Annotated in this window: 26 protein-coding genes and 1 tRNA gene; 15 read left to right on the forward strand and 12 right to left on the reverse strand. The window is 60.0% G+C overall.

Annotation, left to right across the window (positions count from 1 at the left end; translation table 11 throughout):
• Nucleotides 1–47: 47 nt before the first annotated feature.
• From B1722_RS06300 to nadA, 15 genes are all read left to right on the forward strand, one after another.
• On the forward strand, nt 48–794 hold the full coding sequence (locus B1722_RS06300) for a YebC/PmpR family DNA-binding transcriptional regulator (RefSeq protein WP_003227527.1): 747 nt from the start codon (nt 48–50) through the stop codon (nt 792–794).
• Nucleotides 795–935: 141 nt separating this feature from the next.
• Entirely contained in the window at nt 936–1,463 is a 528-nt protein-coding gene (gene ruvC, locus B1722_RS06305; RefSeq protein ID WP_007951206.1) for a crossover junction endodeoxyribonuclease RuvC, read from the forward strand.
• Nucleotides 1,464–1,577: 114 nt separating this feature from the next.
• A complete protein-coding gene (gene ruvA, locus B1722_RS06310) occupies nt 1,578–2,186 on the forward strand; it encodes a Holliday junction branch migration protein RuvA (protein WP_086791868.1) in 609 nt (202 codons plus the stop codon).
• Nucleotides 2,187–3,248: a Holliday junction branch migration DNA helicase RuvB gene (gene ruvB / locus B1722_RS06315; protein ID WP_041068559.1), complete on the forward strand. Its 1,062-nt coding sequence runs from the start codon at nt 2,187–2,189 to the stop codon at nt 3,246–3,248.
• Nucleotides 3,249–3,375: 127 nt separating this feature from the next.
• The gene (gene ybgC / locus B1722_RS06320) at nt 3,376–3,843 is read left to right on the forward strand and encodes a tol-pal system-associated acyl-CoA thioesterase (RefSeq protein ID WP_027612533.1); all 468 of its coding nucleotides are present in this window, start codon (nt 3,376–3,378) and stop codon (nt 3,841–3,843) included.
• Complete coding sequence (gene tolQ, locus B1722_RS06325; protein ID WP_007912733.1) at nt 3,833–4,528, forward strand: protein TolQ; 696 nt, start codon at nt 3,833–3,835, stop codon at nt 4,526–4,528. Before ybgC ends, tolQ begins: the two co-directional genes overlap by 11 nt.
• 23 nt (nt 4,529–4,551) lie before the next feature.
• Nucleotides 4,552–5,004, forward strand: coding sequence for a protein TolR (tolR, locus tag B1722_RS06330; protein WP_161794900.1), 453 nt, complete (start codon nt 4,552–4,554; stop codon nt 5,002–5,004).
• The gene (tolA, locus tag B1722_RS06335; protein ID WP_041068568.1) at nt 5,004–6,080 is read left to right on the forward strand and encodes a cell envelope integrity protein TolA; all 1,077 of its coding nucleotides are present in this window, start codon (nt 5,004–5,006) and stop codon (nt 6,078–6,080) included. Before tolR ends, tolA begins: the two co-directional genes overlap by 1 nt.
• 17 nt (nt 6,081–6,097) lie before the next feature.
• Nucleotides 6,098–7,378: a Tol-Pal system beta propeller repeat protein TolB gene (tolB, locus tag B1722_RS06340; protein ID WP_164747834.1), complete on the forward strand. Its 1,281-nt coding sequence runs from the start codon at nt 6,098–6,100 to the stop codon at nt 7,376–7,378.
• 52 nt (nt 7,379–7,430) lie between these two features.
• Nucleotides 7,431–7,928, forward strand: coding sequence for a peptidoglycan-associated lipoprotein Pal (pal, locus tag B1722_RS06345; RefSeq protein WP_003178634.1), 498 nt, complete (start codon nt 7,431–7,433; stop codon nt 7,926–7,928).
• A gap of 6 nt (nt 7,929–7,934) precedes the next feature.
• Nucleotides 7,935–8,771, forward strand: a complete 837-nt coding sequence (gene ybgF / locus B1722_RS06350) for a tol-pal system protein YbgF (protein ID WP_041068579.1) — start codon at nt 7,935–7,937, stop codon at nt 8,769–8,771.
• Nucleotides 8,772–8,937: 166 nt separating this feature from the next.
• Entirely contained in the window at nt 8,938–9,585 is a 648-nt protein-coding gene (gene queE / locus B1722_RS06355; protein ID WP_041068581.1) for a 7-carboxy-7-deazaguanine synthase QueE, read from the forward strand.
• A gap of 1 nt (nt 9,586) precedes the next feature.
• The gene (gene queC / locus B1722_RS06360) at nt 9,587–10,279 is read left to right on the forward strand and encodes a 7-cyano-7-deazaguanine synthase QueC (protein WP_003227501.1); all 693 of its coding nucleotides are present in this window, start codon (nt 9,587–9,589) and stop codon (nt 10,277–10,279) included.
• A gap of 62 nt (nt 10,280–10,341) precedes the next feature.
• Nucleotides 10,342–10,417: transfer RNA gene (locus tag B1722_RS06365), tRNA-Lys, on the forward strand.
• Between the two features lie 271 nt (nt 10,418–10,688).
• On the forward strand, nt 10,689–11,747 hold the full coding sequence (gene nadA, locus B1722_RS06370) for a quinolinate synthase NadA (RefSeq protein ID WP_003227499.1): 1,059 nt from the start codon (nt 10,689–10,691) through the stop codon (nt 11,745–11,747).
• A gap of 136 nt (nt 11,748–11,883) precedes the next feature.
• Here the strand turns inward: nadA and B1722_RS06375 are convergent, their stop codons facing one another.
• From B1722_RS06375 to arcD, 12 genes are all read right to left on the reverse strand, one after another.
• Nucleotides 11,884–12,372 (reverse strand): RDD family protein, encoded by a 489-nt coding sequence (locus B1722_RS06375; RefSeq protein WP_041068583.1) that lies wholly within the window; start codon nt 12,370–12,372, stop codon nt 11,884–11,886.
• Between the two features lie 97 nt (nt 12,373–12,469).
• Nucleotides 12,470–12,682, reverse strand: a complete 213-nt coding sequence (locus tag B1722_RS06380) for a cold-shock protein (protein WP_007951194.1) — start codon at nt 12,680–12,682, stop codon at nt 12,470–12,472.
• 404 nt (nt 12,683–13,086) lie between these two features.
• A complete protein-coding gene (gcvT, locus tag B1722_RS06385) occupies nt 13,087–14,211 on the reverse strand; it encodes a glycine cleavage system aminomethyltransferase GcvT (RefSeq protein WP_041068588.1) in 1,125 nt (374 codons plus the stop codon).
• A gap of 51 nt (nt 14,212–14,262) precedes the next feature.
• Complete coding sequence (locus B1722_RS06390) at nt 14,263–15,639, reverse strand: L-serine ammonia-lyase (RefSeq protein WP_041068596.1); 1,377 nt, start codon at nt 15,637–15,639, stop codon at nt 14,263–14,265.
• A 200-nt stretch (nt 15,640–15,839) separates the two neighbouring features.
• Nucleotides 15,840–18,692, reverse strand: a complete 2,853-nt coding sequence (gene gcvP, locus B1722_RS06395; RefSeq protein WP_086791870.1) for an aminomethyl-transferring glycine dehydrogenase — start codon at nt 18,690–18,692, stop codon at nt 15,840–15,842.
• An 11-nt stretch (nt 18,693–18,703) separates the two neighbouring features.
• Nucleotides 18,704–19,087 carry a glycine cleavage system protein GcvH gene (gene gcvH / locus B1722_RS06400; RefSeq protein WP_086791872.1) on the reverse strand — a complete coding sequence of 128 codons (384 nt, stop codon included), beginning with the start codon at nt 19,085–19,087 and terminating at the stop codon, nt 18,704–18,706.
• A gap of 435 nt (nt 19,088–19,522) precedes the next feature.
• Nucleotides 19,523–21,031 carry a sigma-54-dependent transcriptional regulator gene (locus B1722_RS06405; protein WP_041068602.1) on the reverse strand — a complete coding sequence of 503 codons (1,509 nt, stop codon included), beginning with the start codon at nt 21,029–21,031 and terminating at the stop codon, nt 19,523–19,525.
• Between the two features lie 196 nt (nt 21,032–21,227).
• Entirely contained in the window at nt 21,228–21,590 is a 363-nt protein-coding gene (locus B1722_RS06410) for a DUF5064 family protein (protein WP_041068604.1), read from the reverse strand.
• A gap of 63 nt (nt 21,591–21,653) precedes the next feature.
• The gene (gene arcC / locus B1722_RS06415) at nt 21,654–22,583 is read right to left on the reverse strand and encodes a carbamate kinase (RefSeq protein ID WP_041068605.1); all 930 of its coding nucleotides are present in this window, start codon (nt 22,581–22,583) and stop codon (nt 21,654–21,656) included.
• Between the two features lie 176 nt (nt 22,584–22,759).
• Complete coding sequence (locus B1722_RS06420; protein WP_047296014.1) at nt 22,760–23,770, reverse strand: ornithine carbamoyltransferase; 1,011 nt, start codon at nt 23,768–23,770, stop codon at nt 22,760–22,762.
• A 69-nt stretch (nt 23,771–23,839) separates the two neighbouring features.
• Nucleotides 23,840–25,096 (reverse strand): arginine deiminase, encoded by a 1,257-nt coding sequence (gene arcA / locus B1722_RS06425; RefSeq protein WP_041068607.1) that lies wholly within the window; start codon nt 25,094–25,096, stop codon nt 23,840–23,842.
• Nucleotides 25,097–25,130: 34 nt separating this feature from the next.
• A complete protein-coding gene (gene arcD / locus B1722_RS06430; protein WP_041068609.1) occupies nt 25,131–26,558 on the reverse strand; it encodes an arginine-ornithine antiporter in 1,428 nt (475 codons plus the stop codon).
• Nucleotides 26,559–26,635: the final 77 nt, after the last annotated feature.

A 26,635-nucleotide genomic window follows, 5' to 3' on the forward strand; every position in this document is an offset into this window, starting at 1 on the left:
CTGCGTGAGCAGGGCGGGCAACGTTTCAAGAGAATTCGGAGCGAGTTATGGCAGGTCATTCCAAGTGGGCGAACATCAAGCACCGCAAAGAACGTCAGGATGCCAAGAGAGGCAAGATCTTCACCAAGTGGATCCGTGAACTGACCGTTGCGGCCCGTCAGGGCGGCGGCGATCCGGGTTCCAACCCGCGTCTGCGCCTGGCCCTGGACAAGGCCCTCGGTGCGAACATGAGCCGCGACATCATCGACCGCGCCGTGGCACGTGGCGCCGGTGCGACGGAAGCGGACAACGTTGAAGAGCTGACCTATGAAGGTTACGGCCCGGGCGGCGTGGCGGTGATGGTCGAATGCATGACCGACAACCGCAACCGTACCGCTGCAGCCGTCCGCCATGCATTCAGCAAATGCGGCGGCAACCTCGGCACCGACGGTTCGGTGGCGTACCTGTTCGAGCGCAAAGGGCAGATCAGCTTTGCCCCGGGCGTCGATGAAGACGCCCTGACCGAAGCGGCGCTGGAAGCCGATGCCGACGACGTGGTCAGCCATGAAGACGGCTCGATCGACGTGTTCACCTCGTTCACCAGCTTCTATGCCGTGCGCAACGCGCTGGAAGCGGCGGGGTTCAAGGGCGACGACGCGGAAATCGTCATGCAGCCGACCACCAGCGCCGAACTGGATCTGGAAGGCGCGGAGAAGGTGCTCAAGCTGATCGACATGCTTGAGGATCTGGATGACGTGCAGAACGTCTATTCCAACGCGGACATTCCGGAAGACGTGGCCGCTCAGCTCGGTTAAGAGCGACTACGATTCAATGTGGGAGCTGGCTTGCCAGCGATGGCGTCGGCACCTCAGGCAATGATGGCGCCTGACACTCCGTCATCGCTGGCAAGCCAGCTCCCACATTTGTTTTTGTGTTATTTCGAACCAGCAGGCGTTATGACATTAATTCTGGGTATCGACCCCGGCTCGCGCATCACCGGTTACGGGATTGTTCGCGATACCGGACGTGGCGGCTGCATCTATGTGGCCTCGGGCTGCATCCGTACCGGCGCTGGCGAGCTGCATGAGCGGCTGCAGATCGTTTATCGCGGTGTGCGTGAAATCATTCAGACCTATGGCCCGGTGACCATGGGCATCGAAAAAGTGTTCATGGCGAAAAACGCCGATTCCGCCCTCAAACTCGGGCAGGCCCGCGGCGCCGCCATTGTGGCTGGCGCCGAGGAGAGCCTGGAGATTGCCGAGTACACCGCGACTCAGGTCAAGCAAGCCGTGGTCGGCACCGGCGCGGCCAATAAAGAACAGGTGCAGATGATGGTCATGCACATGCTCAAGCTGACCAGCAAGCCGCAGATCGATGCCTCGGATGCTCTGGCCATTGCCATTTGTCACGCGCATACCCGTTCCAGCCTGCTGCCGCATGGTTTGGGAACCGCACGCAGTCGTGGCGGGCGCCTGCGTCTCTGATAGCATCAGCAATCATTTTTGCGGAACGCGGATTTCGCGCCTGGGTCGTCGGCCCGATTCCCGCCTTCCATCTGTCGCCAGCCCACGGCTGGCCAACGCTCAAGGATCTGAAACGTGATTGGACGCTTGCGCGGCACCCTGGCTGAGAAACAGCCGCCGCACCTGATTCTGGATGTAAACGGCCTCGGGTATGAGCTAGAAGTGCCCATGACCACCCTTTATCGTCTGCCGTCGGTCGGTGAACCGCTGACGCTGCACACCCATTTGGTCGTACGCGAAGACGCGCAGTTACTCTATGGCTTCGCTGGCAAGCGTGAGCGAGACTTTTTTCGTGAGTTGATCCGTCTCAATGGTGTCGGGCCGAAACTGGCCCTGGCGCTGATGTCGAGTCTGGAAGTCGATGAGCTGATCCGCTGCGTGCAATCGCAGGACACCTCGGCGTTGACCAAGGTCCCGGGTGTCGGCAAGAAAACCGCTGAGCGCCTGTTGGTCGAACTCAAGGATCGCTTCAAGGCCTGGGAAACCTCGCCAGCCATGTTCGCTCTGGTGCCGAACCAGCCGGACGGCCCGGCGCCGGTCAGCACTGCCGAGAACGATGCCGTCAGTGCGCTGATTTCCCTGGGCTACAAGCCGCAGGAAGCGAGCAAGGCGATTACCGCCATCAAGGACAAGAATTTGAGCAGTGAAGACCTGATCCGCCGTGCCCTGAAGGGAATGATTTAAGTGATTGAAGCTGATCGTCTGATCGCCGCCGCGCACAGTCCGCGCGAGCGCGAAGAAGTCCAGGATCGGGCCATTCGTCCGGTCAGTCTGGCCGACTATATTGGCCAGCCGACCGTGCGCGAGCAGATGGAACTGTTCATCCAGGCGGCGCGTGGCCGTAGTGAATCCCTCGACCACACGCTGATCTTCGGCCCGCCGGGTCTGGGCAAAACCACACTGGCCAACATCATCGCCGAGGAAATGGGCGTGTCGATCAAGAGCACGTCCGGTCCGGTACTTGAACGTCCGGGCGATCTGGCGGCTCTGCTGACCAACCTTGAGCCGCACGACGTGTTGTTCATCGACGAAATCCATCGTCTGTCACCCATCGTTGAAGAAGTGCTGTACCCGGCGATGGAGGACTTCCAGCTCGACATCATGATCGGTGAAGGGCCGGCGGCACGCTCGATCAAGCTGGATCTGCCACCGTTCACTCTCGTGGGCGCCACAACCCGTGCCGGCATGCTGACCAATCCGTTGCGTGACCGCTTCGGTATCGTCCAGCGTCTTGAGTTCTACAGCACGGCGGATCTGGCGACGATTGTCAGTCGTTCGGCGTCTATTCTCGGACTGCCGCTGGACCCGGAGGGCTCTTTTGAAATTGCTCGTCGTGCTCGCGGTACGCCGCGGATCGCCAACCGTCTGCTGCGGCGGGTACGCGATTTTGCCGAAGTGCGGGCCAAGGGCCACATCACCAAGTCGGTGGCCGATCTGGCGTTGAACCTGCTGGACGTCGACGAACACGGCTTCGATCACCAGGACCGGCGCTTGCTGCTGACCATGATCGAGAAGTTCGATGGCGGCCCGGTGGGCATTGACAGTCTGGCGGCGGCGATCAGTGAAGAGCGCCACACCATCGAGGACGTGCTGGAGCCGTACCTGATTCAACAGGGCTACATCATGCGTACGCCGCGGGGCAGGGTGGTGACGCGGCATGCGTACCTGCATTTCGGTTTAAACATTCCGTCACGAATGGGCGAGATGCCCGTGGCAGACGAGTTTCTCGATGCCGTGGACGATTGATACACATTTTTTGGCGATTTATTCAGCGTTTGTACTGTCACAGGACGGTACTTTTGCGGTAAAGCCTTAAACACTGAAAAAACAGTTGCCTGGCCGGATTGGCAACCCGAGGAGTAAGCACTAGAGTATGCGCGCGCAAAACGGGCTTGAGCCGTTCGCACATCGTTGTCGCGTTTATTACGAGGACACCGATGCGGGCGGCATCGTGTATTACGTTAATTACCTCAAGTTTATGGAACGGGCTCGAACCGAGCGGCTCCGGACGCTGGGCTTTGCCCAGTCGGAACTGGCCGGAGAGGACCTGTTGTTTGTCGTGCATTCCAGCGAAGCGCGCTACCACGCGCCGGCGCGACTGGACGACGAACTGCTGGTAAGCGCTGATGTAATCGAATTGAACCGTGCCAGCCTGCGCTTCAAACAGCAGGTCAGGCGGGCCACGGATAATGTGCTGCTCTGTGAAGGGCAGTTTCTGGTGGCCTGCGTGCGCACCGACAGTTTGAAACCCCGGGCCATGCCCGAATCCTTGCGTGCGGCCTTTGCCGACGCGGGCGGCACGGGTACACACTCAAAGCAGGAGATAAAGCGTGGAAGCTAACGTCGTCGACCATTCCTCCATGTGGAGCCTGGTCAGCAATGCCAGCATCGTGGTGCAGTTGGTAATGTTGACCCTGGTGGCCGCATCGGTGACCTCATGGATCATGATCTTTCAGCGCAGCAATCTGCTGCGCGCCGGTCGACGCGCCCTGGAGAGCTTTGAAGAGCGCTTCTGGTCGGGTATCGACCTGTCCAAGCTGTACCGTCAGGCCGGCAGCAACCCGGATCCGGATTCCGGCGTGGAGCAGATCTTCCGTGCCGGCTTCAAGGAATTCTCCCGTCTGCGTCAGCAGCCAGGTGTTGACCCGGAAGCGGTGATGGAAGGTGTGGCGCGGGCCATGCGCGTTGCCATCTCCCGCGAAGAAGAAAAGCTGGAGCAGAGCCTGCCGTTTCTCGCCACCGTGGGTTCGGTCAGCCCGTACATCGGTCTGTTCGGTACCGTGTGGGGCATCATGAACTCCTTCCGCGGTCTGGCCAGCGCCCAGCAGGCGACCCTGGCCACCGTGGCCCCGGGCATCGCCGAAGCCCTGATCGCCACTGCGATCGGCCTGTTTGCCGCGATCCCGGCCGTTATCGCTTACAACCGTTTCTCTGCCCGCAGCGAAACCTTGCTGAGCCGCTACTACACCTTCGCCGATGAGTTCCAGGCGATCCTGCACCGCAAAGTGCACACCAGCGAAGAATAAGCAGGTATTTCCCGATGGCTTTAATCGCTCGAGCCCGAAACAAGCGCAAGCCGGTCGCCGAGATGAACGTGGTGCCATACATCGACGTGATGCTGGTGCTGCTGGTTATCTTCATGGTGACCGCGCCGATGCTCAATCAGGGCGTGAAAGTGGATCTGCCCAAGGTTTCCAGCGAAGCCTTGCCGCAGGACAACAACACTCAGGTGCTGACCATTTCGATCAAGGCTGACAAGACCTACTACTGGAACCTTGGCAGCGAAGTCGATACTGAAAAGCAGCAGGACAGGGCAATGACGCTGCCACAGATGACTGACGCAGTGACCAAGATCATTCGCGCCGGCACCGAAGGCGGCAAGCGTACCCAGGTCTTTATCCGTGGCGACAAGTCGGTCGACTACGGCGCCGTCATGGGTGCCATGGGCGGGTTGCAGAAAGCCGGGGTCGGTAATGTTGGTTTGATTACCGAGGCCCCCTGATGCAGCAACAGCGAGAGCCGTCCGCCTCGGAAAGCTACTTCTGGCCCAGTGTTCTGGCGATTGTCCTGCACGTGCTGGTGTTCGGCATGCTGTTCGTCAGTTTCGCCTTCACACCCGAGTTGCCGCCGGCCAAGCCGATTGTCCAGGCGACCCTGTACCAGCTGAAATCGAAAAGTCAGGCAACCACCCAGACCAATCAGAAGATTGCGGGTGAGGCGAAGAAATCCGCCGCGCGCCAGACCGAAGTCGAGCAGATGGAACAGAAAAAGGTCGAGCAGGAAGCGGTGAAGGCTGCGGAACAAAAGAAAGAAGAAGCGGCTCAAAAGGCCGAGGAAGCCAAGAAGGCCGACGAGGCGAAGAAAGCGGACGAGGCGAAAAAGGCTGATGAAGCCAAGAAAGCCGACGATGCGAAGAAAGCCGAGGCCAAGAAGGCAGAAGAGAAACAATTGGCTGATATAGCCAAGAAGAAAGCCGAAGAAGAAGCCAAGAAGGCGGCTGAAGAAGAGGCCAAGAAAGCGGCCGCTGAAGAAGCCAAGAAGAAGATCGTCGAAGACGCGAAGAAGAAAGCCGCCGAAGACGCCAAGAAAAAAGCTGAAGCTGAAGAGGCGAAGAAGAAAGTCGCCGACGAAGCGAAGAAGAAAGCTGCTGCCGATGCTGCGAAGAAAAAATCGCAGGAAGCGGCACGTAAATCCGCCGAAGAGAAAAAGGCTCAGGCCCTGGCAGATTTGCTTTCCGATACGCCACAGCGTCAGCAGGCCTTGGCCGATGAGCAGGGTGACGAAGTCGCGGGCAGTTTCGATGACCTGATTCGTGCGCGGGCAGCGGAAGGCTGGGCTCGTCCTCCTTCGGCACGCAAAGGCATGACGGTCGTGCTGCAAATCGGCATGTTGCCGGACGGTACGGTGACTTCGGTCAGCGTGGCCAAATCCAGTGGCGACGGTCCGTTCGATGCTTCGGCGGTCGCGGCGGTCAAAAATATTGGACGTTTGACGGAAATGCAGGGAATGAAGCCGAGCGATTTCGCTCCGTATCGTTCATTCAAGATGACATTCACACCTGAGGATCTAGCCTTGTGAGAAACCTTCTTCGAGGAATGCTGGTCGTGATCTGCTGCATGGCAGGGATCGCGATGGCTGATGAAAAGAACATTCTGGTCACCAGCGGCAGCGATCGGGCGACTCCGATTGCCGTCGTACCGTTCGGTATGCAGGGCGGTGCCGTGTTGCCGGACGACATGGCTGAAATCATTGGTAACGATTTGCGGAACTCGGGCTATTACTCGCCGATTCCAAAGCAGAACATGATCAGCCAGCCAAGCCAGCCGAGCGAAATCATCTTCCGTGACTGGAAGGCGGTGGGTGCTCAATACATGATGGTTGGCAGCATTGCGCCAGCGGGCGGTCGTCTGCAGGTGCAGTGGGCACTGTTCAACGTGGCCACCGAGCAGAAAGTGGCTGACGGCAGTGTTTCCGGTACCACCGAGCAACTGCGTGACATGGCGCACTTCATTTCGGACCAGTCGTTCGAAAAACTCACCGGTATCAAAGGTGCGTTTTCGACCCGTCTGCTGTACGTGACAGCCGAGCGTTTCTCCGAGAAGAACACTCGCTACACCCTGCAGCGTTCGGACTACGACGGTGCCCGTGCCGTGACTCTGCTGCAATCGCGCGAGCCGATCCTGTCGCCGCGTTTCGCACCGGATGGCAAGCGCATTGCCTACGTGTCGTTCGAGCAGAAGCGTCCACGGATCTTCATGCAGAACATCGACACCGGTCGCCGTGAGCAGATCACCAACTTCGAAGGCCTGAACGGCGCACCAGCCTGGTCGCCGGATGGCAATCGCCTGGCGTTCGTACTGTCGAAAGACGGCAACCCGGACATCTATGTGATGAACCTGGGTTCGCGTCAGATCACTCGTGTGACTGCAGGCCCTGGCATCAACACCGAACCGTACTGGGGCAAGGATGGTTCGACCATCTACTTCACCTCGGACCGTGGCGGCAAGCCGCAGATCTACAAGACCAGCGCCAGCGGCGGTGGTGCCGAGCGTGTGACCTTCATTGGCAACTACAACGCCAACCCGAAGCTTTCGGCTGATGAAAAGACCCTGGTGATGATCCATCGCCAGGACGGTTTCACCAATTTCAAGGTGGCGGCCCAGGATTTGCAGCGAGGCAGTGTAAAGATCCTCACTGATAGCACTCTGGACGAGTCACCCACTGTTGCGCCCAACGGCACCATGGTAATCTACGCCACCCGCCAGCAGGGCCGGGGAGTCTTGATGCTCGTGTCCATTAATGGACGCGTGAGGCTCCCGCTTCCTACCGCACAAGGCGAAGTCAGAGAACCGTCCTGGTCCCCTTACCTGAACTGACGCGGCGCTTTACGTTTTACTTAACACACTGGGGTTCATTAGGAGTTTCACGATGGAAATGCTGAAGTTTGGTAAATTTGCTGCGCTGGCTCTGGCCATGGCTGTAGCTGTAGGTTGCTCGTCCAAAGGCGGCGACAACGCCGGTGAAGGCGCTGTTGATCCAAACGCTGGTTACGGCGCAAACACTGGTGCCGTTGACGGTTCCCTGAGCGAAGAAGCTGCTCTGCGCGCAATCACCACCTTCTACTTCGAATACGACAGCTCGGACCTGAAGCCAGAAGCCATGCGCGCTCTGGACGTTCACGCCAAAGACCTGAAAGCAAACGGCGCTCGCGTTGTTCTGGAAGGCAACACCGACGAACGTGGTACTCGTGAGTACAACATGGCACTGGGCGAGCGTCGTGCGAAAGCCGTTCAGCGCTACCTGGTACTGCAAGGTGTTTCCCCAGCTCAGCTGGAACTGGTTTCCTACGGCGAAGAGCGTCCAGTTGCTACCGGCAACGACGAGCAGTCCTGGGCTCAAAACCGTCGCGTCGAACTGCGTAAGTAATTCGATATGCGAACGTGCCGTCGTGCTGTAACTGTTCTGGCTCTCAGCCTCGCGCCGCTTGCGGCGTGGGCTGCGGTTCCTGTGGTCGATGACAACTCCGGTTATAACAATAGCGGGAGCAGTTATCCGCCTGCGGGTTACGGTACGAACGGCGCCTATGCCGGGGGAGCGGCTTCGGCCCCTGCCTCGGCACAGGGCATGCTGTTCAACCAACTGCAACAGATGCAGGATCAGATATCGCGCCAGCAAGGTGTGATCGAAGAACTGCAGAATCAGGTTGCGCGCATGAAGCAGGAATCCCTGGAGCGATACCAGGATCTTGATCGGCGCATAGGATCCGGTGCTGCACCTGCCGCGACTCCTGAGAATTCTTCTGCCGGTGGCGATGCAAGTGCTGCTGCCGGTGCTGCCGCTGGCGCCGGGGCTACTGCCGCCCAGGCACCTGCTGCCAGTAGCGAACCGGGTGATCCGGCCAAGGAAAAGCTGTATTACGATGCGGCTTTCGACCTGATCAAAGCCAAGGATTTCGACAAGGCCAGCCAGGCTTTCTCGGCATTCCTGCGCAAATACCCGAACAGCCAATATGCGGGCAATGCCCAGTACTGGTTGGGCGAAGTGAACCTGGCCAAGGGCGATCTGCAAGGTGCGGGTCAGGCTTTTGCCAAGGTTTCACAGCTCTATCCCAAGCACGCCAAAGTGCCGGATTCGCTGTACAAGCTGGCTGATGTAGAGCGCCGCCTCGGTCATACCGACAAGGTCAAAGGCATACTGCAACAGGTGGTTTCCCAATACCCGGGGACCTCCGCTGCTCAGTTGGCCCAACGCGATCTGCAACGCATGTAAGTGTGTTTGACCCGTTTGGAAGAAACCCGCGCTTGTCGCGGGTTTTTTCGTTAGAATTCACGCCCTTTTTCTGAAACACGCTTCTGGTGATCTACGCGTTGGCGGGGTTGCCTGAAGTGCCTGACGGAGGCGGACAGCCTGTTTAGCTGTTACGCCCGTGGCGACTATGCAAGACACATTGAGAATCACCGAAGTTTTCTACTCGTTGCAGGGGGAAACGCGGACTGCCGGGCTGCCCACGGTTTTTGTGCGCCTGACCGGTTGCCCATTGCGTTGCCAATACTGCGACAGTGCCTATGCGTTCAGCGGCGGTACGATCCGCACCCTCGACGACATCCTCGAGCAAGTGGCCGGGTTTCGCCCACGCTATGTCTGTGTGACCGGCGGTGAGCCTTTGGCACAGCCCAATGCCATCCCTTTGCTCAAGCAGCTGTGCGATGCCGGTTATGAAGTGTCACTGGAAACCAGCGGTGCGCTCGATATCTCGGCGGTCGATCCGCGCGTCAGTCGCGTTGTCGACCTGAAGACGCCGGACTCCAAAGAGGCGCACCGCAACCGCTACGAAAACATCGAACTGTTGACGCCCAACGATCAGGTGAAGTTTGTCATCTGCTCGCGGGACGACTATGACTGGGCGGTCTCGAAGCTGATCCAGTACGGTCTTGATCGCCGTGCGGGTGAAGTGCTGTTTTCCCCAAGTCATCATGACCTCAATGCCAGGGATCTGGCGGACTGGGTGGTGGCAGATAACCTGCCAGTGCGGTTGCAGTTGCAGCTGCATAAATATCTATGGAATGACGAGCCGGGGCGCTGATATGACTGAACAACTGAACACTCACGAAAAACGTGCGGTAATCCTGTTATCGGGTGGCCTCGATTCGGCCACTGTGGTCGCGATGGCCCGGGCTGAAGGTTACGCCTGCTACACCATGAGTTTCGATTACGGCCAGCGCTCTCATGCGGAGCTGCATGCCGCCGCGCGCGTCGCTCGCGATCTGGGTGTGGTCGAGCACAAAGTGATCGGCCTGAACCTCAACGGCATGGGCGGCTCGGCGCTGACCGACACCAGCATCGACATCCCGGAAGAGCTGGGCGAGGGCATCCCGGTGACCTACGTGCCGGCGCGCAACACGGTGTTTCTGTCGCTGGCACTGGGCTGGGCCGAAGTGCTCGGCGCGCGTGACATCTTTATCGGCGTCAACGCCGTGGACTATTCCGGTTACCCGGATTGCCGTCCCGAGTTCATTGAATCGTTCGAGCGCATGGCCAACCTGGCAACCAAGGCGGGTGTGGAAGGCAACGGTTTCCGTATCCAGGCGCCGCTGCAGAACCTGAGCAAGGCGCAGATCGTCCAGGCGGGCGTGAAGCTGGGCGTCGATTATGGCCTGACCGTTTCCTGCTATCAGGCGGACGATGAAGGCCGTGCGTGCGGTAAATGCGACAGCTGCCGCCTGCGTGCAGAGGGCTTTGCGGCGGCCGGTGTAAGCGATCCAACACCTTATTTTTGATTTTTTTCAAAAAGGTGTTGAATAGTCCTTAAAAATCAGTATTATACGCGCCACCACACAGCGGGTCGTTAGCTCAGTTGGTAGAGCAGTTGGCTTTTAACCAATTGGTCGTAGGTTCGAATCCCACACGACCCACCATATTTGGCGGTTTAGAAAATCCGGAAGGCCCACGAAAGTGAGGATTTCCGGGTTTTTTTTTGCCTGCGAATCAGGCACCGCTCCTTTCATCATTGCCTGCGCTGACACAGGTCAGAATCATCTTTTGTATCAACGGGATATTCTGTAGCCTTGCGCAGCTTCAATGCTGTCCGTGCCTGATAATACTCACTCTCCCGGCGGTACCCTCAAGTGGTCCGGAGCCGGGTGTATACTCGACTTTCGCGCGAAAGCGCCTGCAGGTCTTGCGAACATGACGCAGATTTCCGAACGCCTTCTGGTTCAAGCCCACCTCGATGCCAAACAGCCCAAACCGCTGACTGCCGAGGAAGAGGCCTACTACCGTTCTGCCATCGCCGCCGAGCTCAAGGCTCAGGACGCGGTACTGGTGGCCCACTTCTATTGCGATCCGGTGATTCAGGCCCTGGCCGAAGAAACCGGCGGCTGTGTGTCCGACTCCCTCGAAATGGCGCGCTTCGGCAACGCTCACCCGGCCAAGACCGTGGTGGTCGCCGGCGTAAAGTTCATGGGCGAGACCGCGAAGATCCTCAACCCGGAAAAACGCGTGCTGATGCCGACCCTGGACGCGACCTGCTCGCTGGACCTCGGTTGCCCGGTGGACGAGTTTTCGGCGTTCTGCGATCAGCACCCGGAGCGCACAGTGGTGGTGTACGCCAACACTTCGGCCGCAGTCAAAGCCCGCGCTGACTGGGTGGTGACGTCGAGCTGCGCACTGGAGATCGTCGAAAGCCTGATGGACAACGGCGAGACCATCATCTGGGGCCCGGACAAGCATCTGGGTACTTACATTCAGCGCAAGACCGGCGCCGACATGCTGCTGTGGGACGGTGCCTGCATCGTCCACGAAGAATTCAAATCCAAGCAGCTCGAAGATATGAAAGCGCTGTACCCGGACGCCGCGATTCTGGTGCACCCGGAGTCACCGACCTCGGTGATCGAGCTGGCCGATGCAGTAGGTTCCACCAGTCAGTTGATCGCAGCCGCGCAAAGCCTGCCGAACAAGACCCTGATCGTCGCCACTGACCGCGGCATTTTCTACAAGATGCAGCAGTTGTGCCCGGACAAGGTCTTCATCGAGGCGCCAACCGCCGGTAACGGCGCCGCGTGCCGCAGTTGCGCACATTGCCCGTGGATGGCCATGAACACCCTTGAGCGCACGCTCAAGAGCCTGAAGGAAGGGACGAACGAGATCTTTGTCGATCCGGCGTTGATTCCGCAGGCGATACGCCCGTTGAAGCGCATGCTGGATTTCACCCAGGCAGCGCGGATGAAGCTGGCGGGTAACGCCTGAGGTCCTTCAGAAACAGCGCAAAACCTGTGGGAGCGAGCCTGCTCGCGAAGGCGGTGAATCAGCAAACATAAATGTCGGCTGATACTACGCTTTCGCGAGCAGGCTCGCTCTCACAGTGGTATTCGGTGTCAGGAAGTTATTTGCTCTTCTTCGGAATCCGCACCACACGGGTATCGGAATAGATGTCGTGCCAGGTGCGCTTCTGCTTGTCGTACAGCGACCAGAGAAATCCAAGCCCTGCGCACAGCCACGACGCGATCGACACCATGAAGCGCAGCAGCGCCTGCCACAGGCTGATCGCGCTGCCATCGGCGTTCTGCACTCGAATCCCCCACACCTGCATGCCCAGTGTCTGCCCGCCGTGAGTCCAGAACTTGGCGAAGAACGCAAACAGCACCAGCAACAGCACCGTGGAATACAGCGGATCGCCATCCATCTTGCCGGCATCGGTCAGTGCACGCAGGCGTTCTTCACCGATGATCGCTGCCTGGATCAACTTGTAAACGAAGCCGGTGACGATCAGCAGGGCGGTGCACAGCAGGAAGTCATAGAACATTGCTGCCAGACGCCGGCCAAGGCCAACAGCAGGGAAGTCGCCCTGGGGAGTGAGCAGGTTTTTCGACATGGCAGCCTCTGGGCGCAAAATGAAGCGCCATTTTACGGATTCGCGCGCACAAAAAAGCCCCTGATATCAATATCAGGGGCTTTTTTGTGACAGAAAATCAGGCTTCGGCGATGACTTCGTCAGCCTGCATGCCTTTCTGACCTTGCACAGCAACGAAGGTCACTTTCTGGCCTTCTTTCAGGCTCTTGAAGCCGTTGCCCTGAATGGCGCGGAAATGCACGAACAGATCCGGACCGCTTTCTGGAGTGATAAAACCAAAACCTTTCTCGTCGTTAAACCACTTGACGGTACCGCTCTGACGTGTCGACATTTCTTATTTCCTTTGACGCATAAATTGATGACAGTCTCTTTCTCATGAAAGAGTACTGGGGCTGGTTGCAGGAGAGTAAGAAGACGTCGAGCGGGATGTAGCTAACTTTGTAGGCTACTGCCCAGGTCACGATTCCAAGCTGACCCATGCAAACACAGTGGACAAACTCTACGCCAACTACGGGAGAAAAAACAAGCCCCGCGAAGGCCCGGTTTTCCTGCACTTGCTGGCAGTTAGTCAATCCACTAGTGTCGGCTTAGACGATGAACGGGTTCAATTGTTTTCGATCGTTATAAGCAAAGTTCATATTCGAATCAGATGTTAGAAAATGCACTTTTTTGTGGCGATTGCGTTACACATTAGTGCACGCATAACGCAATCGCGTTACTTATAGAAACAGTCAATCAACCACGATAGTAGCGTTGTGGAACAAATGGCATTTTGCTTACAAGCATTTGCACCTTTTTCCCACGAACGATGGCCCAGACTGGCGTGTCCAGTGCCACATAAGCGCTGTCGAGATAACCCATCGCCAACGGCCCGCCCAGGGTCGGACCGAAGCCGCCGCTGCACACGCTGCCGATGATTTCGCCGGCTTCGTTGACGATTTCCGCACCTTCACGTACTGGCGTGCGTTCTTGCGGCAGCAAGCCGACACGTTTGCGTGCCACGCCGTTTTGCTGCTGAGCAAATACTTGCTCTGCGCCCGGGAAACCGCCGGCTCGCGCGCCGTCGGCGCGGCGTGGCTTGGAGATCGCCCACAACAGGCTGGCTTCGATGGGGGTGGTGTCGGTGTTCATGTCGTGGCCGTACAGGCACAGGCCGGCTTCCAGGCGCAGCGAGTCGCGGGCGCCGAGGCCAATGGCCTGGACTTCCGGTTCGGCCAGCAGGGCACGGGCGAGTTTCTCCGCATCGGCTGCCGGTACGGAAATCTCAAAACCGTCTTCACCGGTGTAACCCGAACGGCTGACGAAGCAATCGATGCCCAGCAGCTGCACGCGGTTGAACTGCATGAACGTCATCTTCGCCACCTCTGGTGCAAGACGCGCCAGTACGGTGACTGCAGCCGGACCTTGCAACGCCAGCAACGCACGCGCTTCGAACAGCTCCGTTATGGTGCACTGATCACCGATGTGCTTTTGCAGATGCGCCAGGTCCTGATCCTTGCACGCGGCGTTGACCACCAGGAACAGCTCGTCGTTACCGAGGTTGGCGACCATCAGGTCGTCGAGGATGCCGCCGTTGTCGTTGGTGAACATCGCGTAGCGCTGCATGCCCACCGGCAGGTCGATGATGTCCACCGGCACCAGGGTTTCCAGGGCCTTGGCGGCATTGGCGCCGGTCAGGCGAATCTGGCCCATGTGCGAGACATCGAACAGCCCGGCCTGCTCACGGGTGTGTTGGTGCTCTTTCATCACGCCGAGCGGGTATTGCACCGGCATGTCGTAGCCGGCGAACGGCACCATGCGGGCGCCGAGTTCGAGGTGCAGAGCGTGCAGCGGGGTTTTCGACAGTTGTTCGGTGGACATGCGTGACTCCTTGATTCATACCAGCTCTCTCCCGGAGGAAGAGGGGACTAATTAGCATTCGATAATGTTGACTGCCAGACCGCCGCGGGCGGTCTCCTTGTATTTGCTTTTCATGTCGGCGCCGGTCTGGCGCATGGTGCGGATGACCTTGTCGAGCGAGACGAAGTGTTGCCCGTCGCCGCGCATGGCCATGCGCACCGCGTTGATCGCTTTCACCGAGCCCATGGCATTGCGCTCGATGCACGGCACCTGCACCAGCCCGCCAATCGGGTCGCAGGTCAGGCCGAGGTTATGTTCCATGCCGATTTCCGCGGCGTTCTCCACTTGCTGCACGCTGCCGCCGAGCACTTCGCACAACGCGCCGGCGGCCATCGAGCAGGCCACGCCGACTTCGCCCTGGCAGCCGACTTCGGCGCCGGAGATCGAGGCGTTTTCCTTGTACAGAATGCCGATGGCGGCGGCGGTCAGCAGAAAGCGCACCACGCCGTCATCGTTCGCACCCGGGATAAACCGCATGTAGTAATGCAGCACCGCCGGAATAATCCCGGCCGCACCGTTGGTGGGTGCGGTGACCACGCGCCCGCCGTTGGCGTTTTCTTCGTTGACGGCGAGGGCGTAGAGGTTGACCCAGTCGAGCACCGACAGCGGATCGCGTAGCGCCGATTCCGGGTTCTTGCACAGCTGTCGATGCAGCGCCGCCGCCCGGCGCTTGACCTTCAGCCCGCCTGGCAGAATGCCTTCGTTGCGACAGCCCGCGGCGACGCAGTCCTGCATCACTTGCCAGATTTTCAACAGACCGGCGCGGGTCTCGGCCTCCGGGCGCCAGGCGCTTTCGTTGGTCAACATCACCTGACTGATCGACAGGCCGTAGGTGGCGCAATGGCCGAGCAAGTCCTTGGCGCTTTTGAACGGGAAGGTCAGCGGTGTGGCGTCTTCGACAATGCGGTCAGCGCCGGCGGCATCCTCATCGACGACGAAACCACCGCCGACCGAGTAGTACTCGCGGCTGCGGATCTGAATACCGGCTGCATCGAATGCGCGAAAGATCATGCCGTTGGGGTGATAGGCCAACGGTTTGCGGATCATCGCCAGGTGTTCTTTCTCATTGAAGGCAATGCCGTGTTCGCCGAGCAGATTCAGCCGGCCATTGCCACGAATATCCTGCAGGCGCGCGGCGACAGTTTCGGTATCGACGGTGTCCGGGTGTTCACCCTCAAGACCGAGCAGAACGGCCTTGTCGCTGCCGTGACCTTTGCCGGTGGCGCCGAGCGAGCCGTACAACTCGACTTTGACGGTGCTGGTGGCCGACAGCAGGTCATCGCGGCGCAGGCCTTCGGCGAAGCGCGCAGCGGCACGCATCGGGCCGACGGTGTGGGAGCTGGAAGGGCCGATGCCAATCTTGAACAGGTCGAACACGCTTAACGACATGAGTGGTTCTCCGGTTTCTTGTTATAGGAATTGGCGGAATATCAGGCTTGATGCGTTTCTTGTGGGAGCTGGCTTGCCAGCGATGGCGGTGTGTCAGGCAACAGAGATGGAGACGATCCACCCTCATCGCTGGCAAGCCAGCTCCCACAGGGATTTGTGGTGTTCTGGAGAAAGGGGCAGGTGACCTGCCCCTCTTTCGTTTAAGCGTAGCTTTCGATCGACGGGCAGGCGCAGACCAGGTTGCGGTCGCCGAACACGTTGTCGACGCGACCGACCGGCGGCCAGTACTTGCCTTCGATCAACGACGCCACTGGATATACCGCTTGCTCGCGGCTGTACGGGTGCGTCCACTCGCCGACCAGCTCTGCCGCCGTGTGCGGGGCGTTCTTCAGCGGGTTGTCGTCCTTGTCCAGCGTGCCGTTTTCCACTGCGCGGATTTCTTCGCGGATGCGGATCATGGCGTCGCAGAAGCGGTCCAGTTCTTCCTTGGATTCGCTTTCGGTCGGCTCGATCATCAGCGTGCCGGCCACCGGGAACGACATGGTCGGGGCGTGGAAGCCGAAGTCGATCAGGCGCTTGGCGACGTCATCGACGCTGATGCCGCTGCTGTCTTTCAGCGGGCGCAGATCGAGGATGCATTCGTGCGCCACCAGACCGTTGCTGCCGGTGTACAGCACTGGATAGTGCTCTTCCAGACGACGGGAAATGTAGTTGGCGTTGAGGATTGCCAGTTGCGAAGCCCGCTTCAGACCGGCGCCACCCATCATGCGAATGTACATCCAGGTGATCGGCAGAATGCTCGCGCTGCCGAACGGCGCTGCGCAGACCGCGCCTTCCTTGCGTTGCATCTGGCCATGGCCCGGCAGGAACGGGGTCAGGTGCGACTTGACGCCGATCGGGCCGACGCCCGGGCCGCCACCGCCGTGCGGGATGCAGAAGGTTTTGTGCAGGTTCAGGTGCGAGACGTCGCCGCCGAACTTGCCCGGTGCGCAGAGGCCGACCATCGCGTTCATGTTGGCGCCGTCGATGTACACTTGGCCGCCGTTGTCGTGAATGATCCCGCAGATTTCGCGGATGCCTTCTTCGAACACGCCGTGGGTCGACGGGTAGGTGATCATCAGCGCTGCGAGGTGTTCGCGGTGCTCGATGGCTTTGGCGCGCAGGTCTTCGATGTCGACGTTGCCACGGGCATCGCACGCGGTCACGACCACGCGCATGCCGGCCATGTTGGCGGTGGCCGGGTTGGTGCCGTGGGCGGACGACGGGATCAGGCAGATGTCGCGGCGCTCGTCACCACGGCTCTGGTGGTAAGCGCGGATTGCCAAGAGACCCGCATATTCACCCTGCGAACCGGCGTTCGGTTGCAGCGAGATCGCGTCGTAACCGGTGGCGGCGCAGAGCATCGCTTCCAGTTCATCGGTCAGTTGCTGGTAGCCGGCGCTTTGCTCGGCCGGAGCGAACGGGTGCAGGGCGCCGAATTCGGCCCAGGTCACCGGAATCATTTCGCTGGCAGCGTTGAGTTTCATGGTGCACGAGCCCAGCGGGATCATGGTGCGATCCAGTGCCAGATCCTTGTCCGCCAGTTTGCGCAGGTAGCGCATCAGCTCAGTTTCCGAGTGATAACGGTTGAACACCGGGTGGCTGAGGATCGGCGACTGACGCACCAGCGCCGCCGGGATGGTGCTGTGCACCGAAGCGGCCAGTGCAGCGAAGTCCGGCAGGGTCTTGCCGTCGGCGAACAGGCCCCACAGGGTTTCGATGTCAGCCTGGGTGGTGGTTTCGTCCACCGACAGGCCCAGACGCTCGGCGTCGATCACCCGCAGGTTGATCTGCTGAGCGTGCGCCTTGTCGTGCAGCGCGGCAGTGTGCGCGCCGGTGGCGAGGGTCAGGGTATCGAAGAAGCTTGCCTGTTCGACGGTCTGGCCCAGTGCGCTCAGGCCCTTGGCGAGAATCGCGGTCAGGTGATGTACGCGGTTGGCGATCTGGGTCAGGCCTTTCGGGCCGTGGTAGACCGCGTACATGCTGGCGATGTTGGCCAGCAGCACTTGCGCGGTGCAGATGTTCGAGGTGGCTTTCTCACGGCGGATGTGTTGCTCGCGAGTCTGCATCGCCAGGCGCAGGGCCGGCTTGCCGAAACGGTCAACCGAAACACCGACCAGACGGCCCGGCATGTCACGCTTGAATGCATCCTTGGTGGAGAAGTAGGCGGCGTGCGGGCCGCCGAAGCCCAGCGGTACACCGAAGCGTTGCGCCGAACCGATGGCGACGTCCACGCCGAACTCGCCTGGAGCGGTCAGCAAAGTCAGGGCCAGCAGATCGGCAGCCACGGCCACCAGCGCGTTGGCGGCGTGGAAGCGCTCGGTCAGTTCGCGGTAGTCGAACAGGTCACCGTTGCTCGCCGGGTATTGCAGCAGCGCGCCGAAGAACGGCGTGACATCCGTCAGTTCACGCTCATCGCCAACCACCACTTCGATGCCCAGCGGCTCGGCACGGGTGCGCAGCACGTCGAGGGTTTGCGGGTGGCTGTGGATCGAGGCGAAGAATTGGTGGCTGCCCTTGTTCTTGCTCAGGCGTTTGCAGAAAGTCATGGCTTCGGCAGCGGCGGTGGCTTCGTCGAGCAACGAGGCGTTGGCGATCGGCAGGCCGGTGAGGTCGCTGATCAGGGTCTGGAAGTTCAGCAGCGCTTCGAGACGGCCCTGGGAAATTTCCGGCTGGTACGGGGTGTAAGCGGTGTACCAGGCCGGGTTTTCCAGCAGGTTGCGCAGGATCGGCGACGGCGTGTGACAGTTGTAGTAGCCCTGGCCGATGTAGGTCTTGAACAGCTGGTTCTTGCCGGCGATGGATTTGATCATCGCCAGGGCGTCGGCTTCGCTCAGGCCGTCGTCCATGCCGAGCACGCTGGTGCCCTTGATGCTTTCAGGAATGACGCTGGCGCTCAGCGCTTCGAGCGAGTCGAAACCGAGGCTGTTGAGCATGGCTTGCTCGTCACCGGCGCGCGGGCCGATGTGACGGGCGATGAATTCGTTGGCAGTGCCGAGGTTTACTTGGGTCATGTCGTTACTCCTCAGGCTTGGGCTTGGGCTTTGATCAGACGGTCGTAGGCGTCCTGATCCAGCAATTTCGCCACCGCCGAGGCGTCGCTTGGCTGGAAGCGGAAGAACCAGCCTTCGCCCAGCGGATCTTCGTTGACCAGTTCGGGAGCGTCTTCCAGCGCCGGATTAACTTCCAGGACGTCGCCGTCGAGGGGCATGTACACACCGCTGGCGGCTTTCACCGATTCCACGGTGGCGGCTTCGGCGCCTTTTTCGTAAGCCTGCAGCTCAGGCAGTTGCACGAACACCACGTCGCCCAGGGCGTTCTGCGCGAAAGCGGTGATGCCGACAGTAACGCTGCCGTCAGCTTCGGTGCGCAGCCATTCGTGATCTTCAGTAAAACGCAACTCGCTCATGGAAACTCCTAAGGGGCCAGACTCGTCTGGTGGACGCGGTGGAAGGCGTGGGCATGAAAGCCCTGATTTTATGAGCGGTTACTTAGCAAGAACGCGGCCATCTTGGATTTATCTATATAAAACAATGGCTTATTGATTATCTGTGAGCCTGATGAAGGGATAGCTGTAGCGAAATCGCTACAGATCAGGGCGGGGAGAAAAGCTGAAGCGGATCAAAGCCTTGCACAGCGGTCGCTGGCGAAGGGTGTAGCGATATCGTTCCGCTGTAGCGCTTTCAGTACAGATGGAGGTCGTTTTTGAACGGATTTCGAATCCGTCACAGAACTCTGTGGGAGCTGGCTCGCCAGCGATAGCGCTGGATCAGTCACCCTCAATGGTGCATGTGCCGACGTCATCGCTGGCAAGCCAGCTCCCACAGGGAAATTTACGGTGAGTTTAAGACTTGCCCGGAATGCCGTACTTGCGCAGGCGATGGGCAATCGCGGTGTGCGAAGTCTGCAAGCGGCTGGCCAGTTGGCGGGTCGAGGGGTAGCTGGCGTAGAGTTTTTCCAGCAGCGATTTTTCGAAGGACTCGACGGCTTGTTCAAGGCTCTCGACGTCGCTGTCGGTCTGCCGCGCCACCGAAGTGCCGGCAATGTCGAGGTCACCGATGTCGACCAGGCTGCTTTCGCAGATCGCCGCCGCGCGGAAGATCACGTTCTGCAACTGCCGCACGTTGCCCGGCCAGCGGTTGCCGAGCAGTGCCGGATAGGTACCGGGCGCGAGGCGACAGACCGGCCGCTGAATCTGCGCACAGGCCTGCTGCATGAAGTAGCGCGCCAGCAACAGGATGTCCTGACCGCGTTCGCGCAGCGGCGGCACTTCGACGTTGAGCACGTTGAGGCGATAGAACAGGTCTTCGCGGAACAGACCTTCGCTGACCATTTTCTCCAGGTCGCGGTGGGTCGCGCTGAGGATCCGCACGTTGACCTTCACCTCGCGATCGCCACCCACCCGGCGGAAGCTGCCGTCGTTCAGAAAGCGCAGCAGTTTCGCCTGCAAGTACGGCGACATCTCGCCGATTTCGTCGAGAAACACTGTGCCCTGGTTCGCCAGTTCCATCAGCCCCGGTTTGCCGCCACGCTGCGCGCCGGTGAAGGCGCCGGGGGCATAGCCGAACAGCTCGCTCTCGGCGAGGTTCTCCGGCAGGGCCGCGCAGTTCAGGGCGAGGAACGGCGCACTGTGTCGCGCACTGATCGCATGGCAGGCGCGGGCCACCAGCTCTTTGCCGGTGCCGGTTTCGCCCTGAATCAGCAGTGGCGCATCGAGTGCGGCGACCCGTTGCGCGCGGGCCTTGAGGGTACGGATCGCCGGGGATTCGCCGAGCAGCGCATCGAAACCTTCGGCATGGTCGTGGTGCAACGCCGAGAGCTGTTCGCCGATACGGTTCGGTTGATACAGGGTCAGTAGCGCGCCGGCGTCGGTGATCGGCGTGGCGTCGAGCAACAGGGTCTGGCCGTTGACGGTGATCTCGCGCAGCGGCAGACGGAAGCCTTGTTCGAGCAGGGTTTCCAGCAGGCCGGGATCGTTGAACAGTTCAGAGACGCTTTCACCCGCCGGTTCGCGTCCGTACAGCGCGATCAGTGCCGGGTTGGCCAGCAGCACTTTCCCGGCGCTGTCGAGGGCGAGCACCGGATCGGTCATCGCCGCGAGCAATGCATCGAGCTGCAGGTGCCGACGCTGGCCGGGGAGGATGTCGACCACCGTGACCGCTTCGACACCGCGCACCCGAAACAGCGCATCTTTGAGTTCTTCGAGCACTTGCGGGCTCAAGGTCGGGGCGTCGATGTAGACGTTGGGCGGAATCATCTCCACCGCATCCAGATTGAGATTGCGCCCACCGAGGATCGCCAGGACTTCCTGGGTGATGCCGACGCGGTCGATGAAGCTGACGTGGATACGCATGGGGCGGTTCAGTGTTCTGGAATGCGGAGGGGGGCAAGTATGCCTTGGGGCGGGGGATTGGTGAAATGGACAACGATTTTCCGGGCAACTCAAATCCCCGGTGGGAGCGAGCCTGCTCGCGAAAGCGGTGTGTCAGAAGTGAAAATATTGACTGACAGATGGCTTTCGCGAGCAGGCTCCTCCCACAGGGGAATGGTTATTCGAAGTGCTCGGGATTGACCGGATCTCCGGATTGCATATTCAACTTCTGCCGAATGTCCTCAAACATCAGGTCGTAATGCTTGTGCACCGAGCCGATCTGGCTGTGAGCCTTTGGAATCCCGTACTTCTCGGCAATCCGGGTCACGTCGCGGGCGAAGTTGTAAGCCTCTTCCTTGGGCAGGAAAAACGCTTCCTTCATGTCCTTGCCCTGCATATTGCCGTGCAGGGTGAACTGTATCCCTTTGCCTTTTTGCGGATCGGTGAACACTTCATAGTCGAGGCACAGGTCGTAACTGACGTCATCTGGCGTCAACGCATGTCGCTCGATGTGCAAATGACCGGGGTTGAATATGGCCATGGGTTTCTCCTTCTCAAGGCATGGGAGAAGGGCAGACCCTGGGCCTGCCCCCGGAGTTTCTGGTTATCGATAGCTGATGCCCGGCTTCGCGGTGCTGACACGGGTTCCGGCGGTGCCCTGAACGATGGCTTCGATGTCCGCCAGCGAACCGATCACTGCGACCTTGCCAGTATGGCGCGCGAACTCGCAAGCTGCCTGTACCTTCGGCCCCATGGAACCGGCGGCAAAACCGAGGCGTTCCAGTTCGTCCGGGTGCGCTTCGGCGATGGCTTTCTGGGTTGGCTTGCCGTAATCGATGAATGCCGCGTTGACGTCCGTGGCGATCACCAGCAAATCGGCCTCCAGTTGCTCGGCCAGCAGCGACGAGCACAGATCCTTGTCGATCACCGCCTCGATGCCCTTGAGGTTACGGTGCTCGTCGTACATCGTCGGAATGCCGCCGCCACCGGCGCAAATCACGATGCTGCCCTTGTCCAGCAGCCACTTGATCGGACGGATTTCGAAGATGCGTTTTGGCCGAGGGCTGGCCACCACGCGGCGGAATTTGTCACCGTCCGCAGCGATGGCCCAGCCTTTTTCAGCGGCGAGCTTTTCTGCTTCGGCTTTCTCGTAGACCGGGCCGATCGGTTTGCTCGGGTTCTGGAAGGCCGGGTCCTTGGCGTCGACCTCGACCTGGGTCAACAGGGTGGCGAACGGCACCTCGAAGTCCAGCAGGTTGCCCAGTTCCTGTTCGATGATGTAGCCGATCATGCCTTCGGTTTCGGCACCGAGCACGTCCAGCGGGTAAGGGGTGACGGAGGTGTACGCCGCCGCTTGCAGCGACAGCAGGCCGACTTGCGGGCCATTGCCATGGGCGATGACCAGTTGGTTGCCGGGATGGATCTTGGCGATTTGCTCGGTGGCGATGCGGATGTTGGCGCGCTGGTTGTCAGCGGTCATCGGCTCGCCACGGCGGAGCAGGGCGTTACCGCCCAGAGCTACGACGATGCGCATAATGCATGTCCTTCTGGAAAACAGTGAAAGCTCGCAGGACGAATGCGGTCCCTGTGGGAGCCGGGCTTGCCCGCGATGGCGGTGGATCAGGCAACGTTGTCGCTGGCTGACACACGGCATCGCTGGCAAGCCAGCTCCCACAGTGACCGTGTCGTGTCAGTGAGAGCTGTATTGGTTTACAGATCAGCCAGGGTCGAGACCAGAATCGCCTTGATCGTGTGCATGCGGTTTTCCGCTTGCTCGAAGGCGATGCAGGCGGGCGACTCGAACACGTCGTCGGTCACTTCGATGCCGTTGGCCAGGTGCGGGTACTGTTCGGCGATCTGTTTGCCGACCTTGGTATCGCTGTTGTGGAACGCCGGCAGGCAGTGCATGAACTTGGTGCGTGGGTTGCCGGTGGCTTTCATCAGCTCGGCGTTGACCTGGTATGGCAGCAGTTGCTGGATACGTTCGGCCCATGCCTCAACCGGTTCGCCCATCGACACCCAGACGTCGGTGTGGATGAAGTCCACGCCTTTGACCGCCGCTTTCGGGTCTTCGGTGAGGGTGATACGTGCACCGGATTCTTCCGCGTATTTCTTGCAGCGATCCACCAGATCGTCATGCGGCCACAGGGCTTTTGGCGCGCAGATGCGCACGTCCATGCCGAGTTTGGCACCGACCAGCAGCAGCGAATTGCCCATGTTGTTGCGCGCATCGCCGAGGTAGGCGTAGCTGATTTCGTGGATCGGCTTGTCGGCGTGTTCACGCATGGTCAACACGTCGGCGATCATCTGCGTTGGGTGATATTCATCGGTCAGGCCGTTGAACACCGGCACCCCGGCGAATTTCGCCAGCTCTTCGACAATTTCCTGTTTGAAGCCACGGTACTCGATGGCGTCGTACATGCGACCCAGCACGCGGGCCGTGTCTTTCATGCTTTCCTTGTGGCCGATCTGCGATGAGTTCGGGTCAATGTAGGTGACATTGGCGCCTTGGTCATAGGCCGCCACTTCGAACGCGCAACGGGTGCGGGTCGAGGTTTTTTCGAAGATCAGGGCGATGTTGTTACCCTTGAGGTGTTGCTGCTCGGTGCCGGTGTATTTCGCGCGTTTCAGATCGCGGGACAGGTCGAGCAGATAACGCAGCTCGCGCGGGGTGTGGTGTTCCAGGCTGAGCAGGTTACGGTTGTGGATGTTGAACGCCATGATGATTCTCCTTGGATTCGGTAATCGGCCCGGCCGCTACAGGGTGAGTGCGGCCGGGGAGATGGTCGTTTAGTAATCGATTGGGTCGCGGATGATCGGGCAGGTCATGCAGTGGCCGCCGCCGCGACCACGGCCGAGTTCGCCGGCGCTGATGGTGATGACTTCGACGCCTGCCTTGCGCAGCAGGGTGTTGGTGTAGGTGTTGCGGTCGTAGCCGATGACCACGCCCGGTTCCACCGCCACCACGTTGTTGCCGTCGTCCCATTGCTCGCGTTCGGCAGCGAAGCTGTTGCCGCCGGTTTCCACCACGCGCAGCTTCGACAGGTTGAGGGCTTTGGCCACGGTGTCGAGGAAGCTGCCTTCTTCGCGGCGGATGTCGATGCCGCCCTGTTTGCTTTCGTCAGGGCGCAGGGTGAACGCGACGATCTGGTTCACCACTTCCGGGAAAATCGTCACCAGGTCGCGGTCGCAGAAACTGAACACGGTGTCCAGGTGCATCGCGGCGCGGGACTTCGGCAGGCCGGCGACGATGACTTTCTCCACGGCTTTGTTCTTGAACAGGTTCAGCGCCAGTTGGCCGATGGCCTGTCGGGATGAGCGTTCGCCCATGCCGATCAACACCACGCCGTTACCGATCGGCATCACGTCGCCGCCTTCCAGCGTCGAGCTGCCGTGGTCCTTGTCCGGATCGCCGTACCAGATCTCGAAATCGGCGTTGGTGAATTGCGGATGGAATTTGTAGATGGCAGTGGTCAGCAGGGTTTCCTGACGGCGCGCCGGCCAGTACATCGGGTTCAGCGTCACGCCACCGTAGATCCAGCAAGTGGTGTCGCGGGTGAACTGGGTGTTCGGCAGCGGCGGCAGGATGAAGCTGGAGTGGCCGAGGAAGTCGCGGAACATCTGGATGGTCTTGCCACCAAAGCTGTCCGGCAGATCGTCGGCGGACACGCCACCGATCAGGAATTCGGCGATGTGCCGTGGCTCAAGGCTTTTCAGCCAGGATTTGACTTCGCTGATCAGGCCCAGGCCCACCGAATCGGCAGTGACCTTGCGCTCGAGGATCCAGTCCAGTGCTTCCGGGATGGCGACGATGTCGGTCAGCAGGTTGTGCATTTCCAGCACGTCGATCCCGCGTTCACGCATTTTGGTCACGAAGTCGAAGTGGTCGCGCTTGGCCTGGGCGACCCACAGCACGTCGTCAAACAGCAGTTCGTCGCAGTTGTTCGGGGTCAGCCGCTGGTGGGCCAGACCTGGGGAGCAAACCATGACTTTGCGCAGTTTGCCGGCTTCGGAATGGACGCCGTACTTAACTTTTTCCGTGGTCATTGCAGTGATCCTCCAGAGGTAAAAACTTGGGCAATTACAGGGTCAGGAAGCCGTCGTAGAGACCGTAGGCTGCCACCAGGGCACCGACGACCACCGCGGCGAAAATCAGCTTCTCGACGTTGGTGAAAACCGCTTGTTTGAGTTCGAGCTTGGCCTTGGCGAACAGGATCGCGCCGGGGGCATACAGCAGGGCCGAGAGCAGCAGGTACTTGACCCCACCGGCATACAGCAGCCAGACTGCGTAGATCAGGGCGATACCACCGATGATCAGGTCCTTGCGGCGCTCGGCGGCGAAGCCTTCGTAGGTTTCGCCGCGTACGGCGAGCAGCAGGGCGTAGGCCGCCGACCACAGGTACGGCACCAGAATCATCGAAGTGGCGAGGTAGATCAGCGACAGGTAAGTGCTGGCCGAAAACAGGGTGATGATCAGGAACAACTGAACCATCGCGTTGGTCAGCCACAACGCATTGACCGGTACGTGGTTGGCGTTCTCCTTGCGCAGGAACTCCGGCATGGTGTGGTCTTTGGCGGCGGCGAACATGATCTCCGCACACAGCAGCACCCACGACAGCAGCGCGCCCAGCAGCGAGATGATCAGACCGACGCTGATCAGCACCGCGCCCCAGTGACCGACCACGTGCTCGAGCACGGCAGCCATCGACGGGTTCTGCAGTTTGGCCAGTTCCGGTTGGGTCATGATGCCCAGCGACAGCACGTTGACCAGCACCAGGAACAACAGCACGGTGATGAAACCGATCACGGTGGCCTTGCCGACGTCGGAGCGTTTTTCCGCCCGGGCCGAGAAGATGCTCGCGCCTTCAATGCCGATGAACACCCACACGGTGACCAGCATCATGTTGCGCACCTGGTTCATCACGCTGCCCAGATCCGGGTTTTTCACGCCCCAGATGTCAGCGGTGAAGATGTCCAGTTTGAAGGCGAAGACCGCGATCAGGACGAACAGCAGCAGCGGCACGACCTTGGCGACGGTGGTCACGAGGTTGATGAACGCCGCTTCCTTGATTCCGCGCAGCACCAGGAAATGCACGGCCCACAGCAGCACCGAGGCACCGATCACGGCGGCCACCGTGTTGCCTTCGCCGAAAACCGGAAAGAAATACCCGAGGGTACTGAACAACAGAACAAAGTAACCGACGTTACCCAGCCAGGCGCTGATCCAGTAGCCCCAGGCGGACGAGAAACCCATGTAATCGCCGAATCCGGCCTTGGCGTAGGCGTAGACACCGCCGTCCAGGTCAGGCTTGCGATTGGCGAGGGTTTGAAAGACAAAAGCGAGGGTGAGCATGCCGACAGCGGTGATGGCCCAACCGATCAGCACCGCACCGACGTCGGCGCTGGCGGCCATGTTTTGTGGCAAAGAGAATATCCCGCCACCGATCATTGAACCGACTACCAATGCAACCAGTGCACCGAGTCGTAGTTTTCCGGGAGCTTCAGACATTGCATGACTCCATTGCAGGAGAGAAGAGTTCACAGCGTAGTGCCGTTGTCTGTTCAAACAGCTGACTTAGATCAGTT

Source organism: Pseudomonas sp. SCPG-7 (assembly GCF_002156405.1).
In the GTDB taxonomy this organism is placed as follows: Bacteria; Pseudomonadota; Gammaproteobacteria; order Pseudomonadales; family Pseudomonadaceae; genus Aquipseudomonas; species Aquipseudomonas parakoreensis.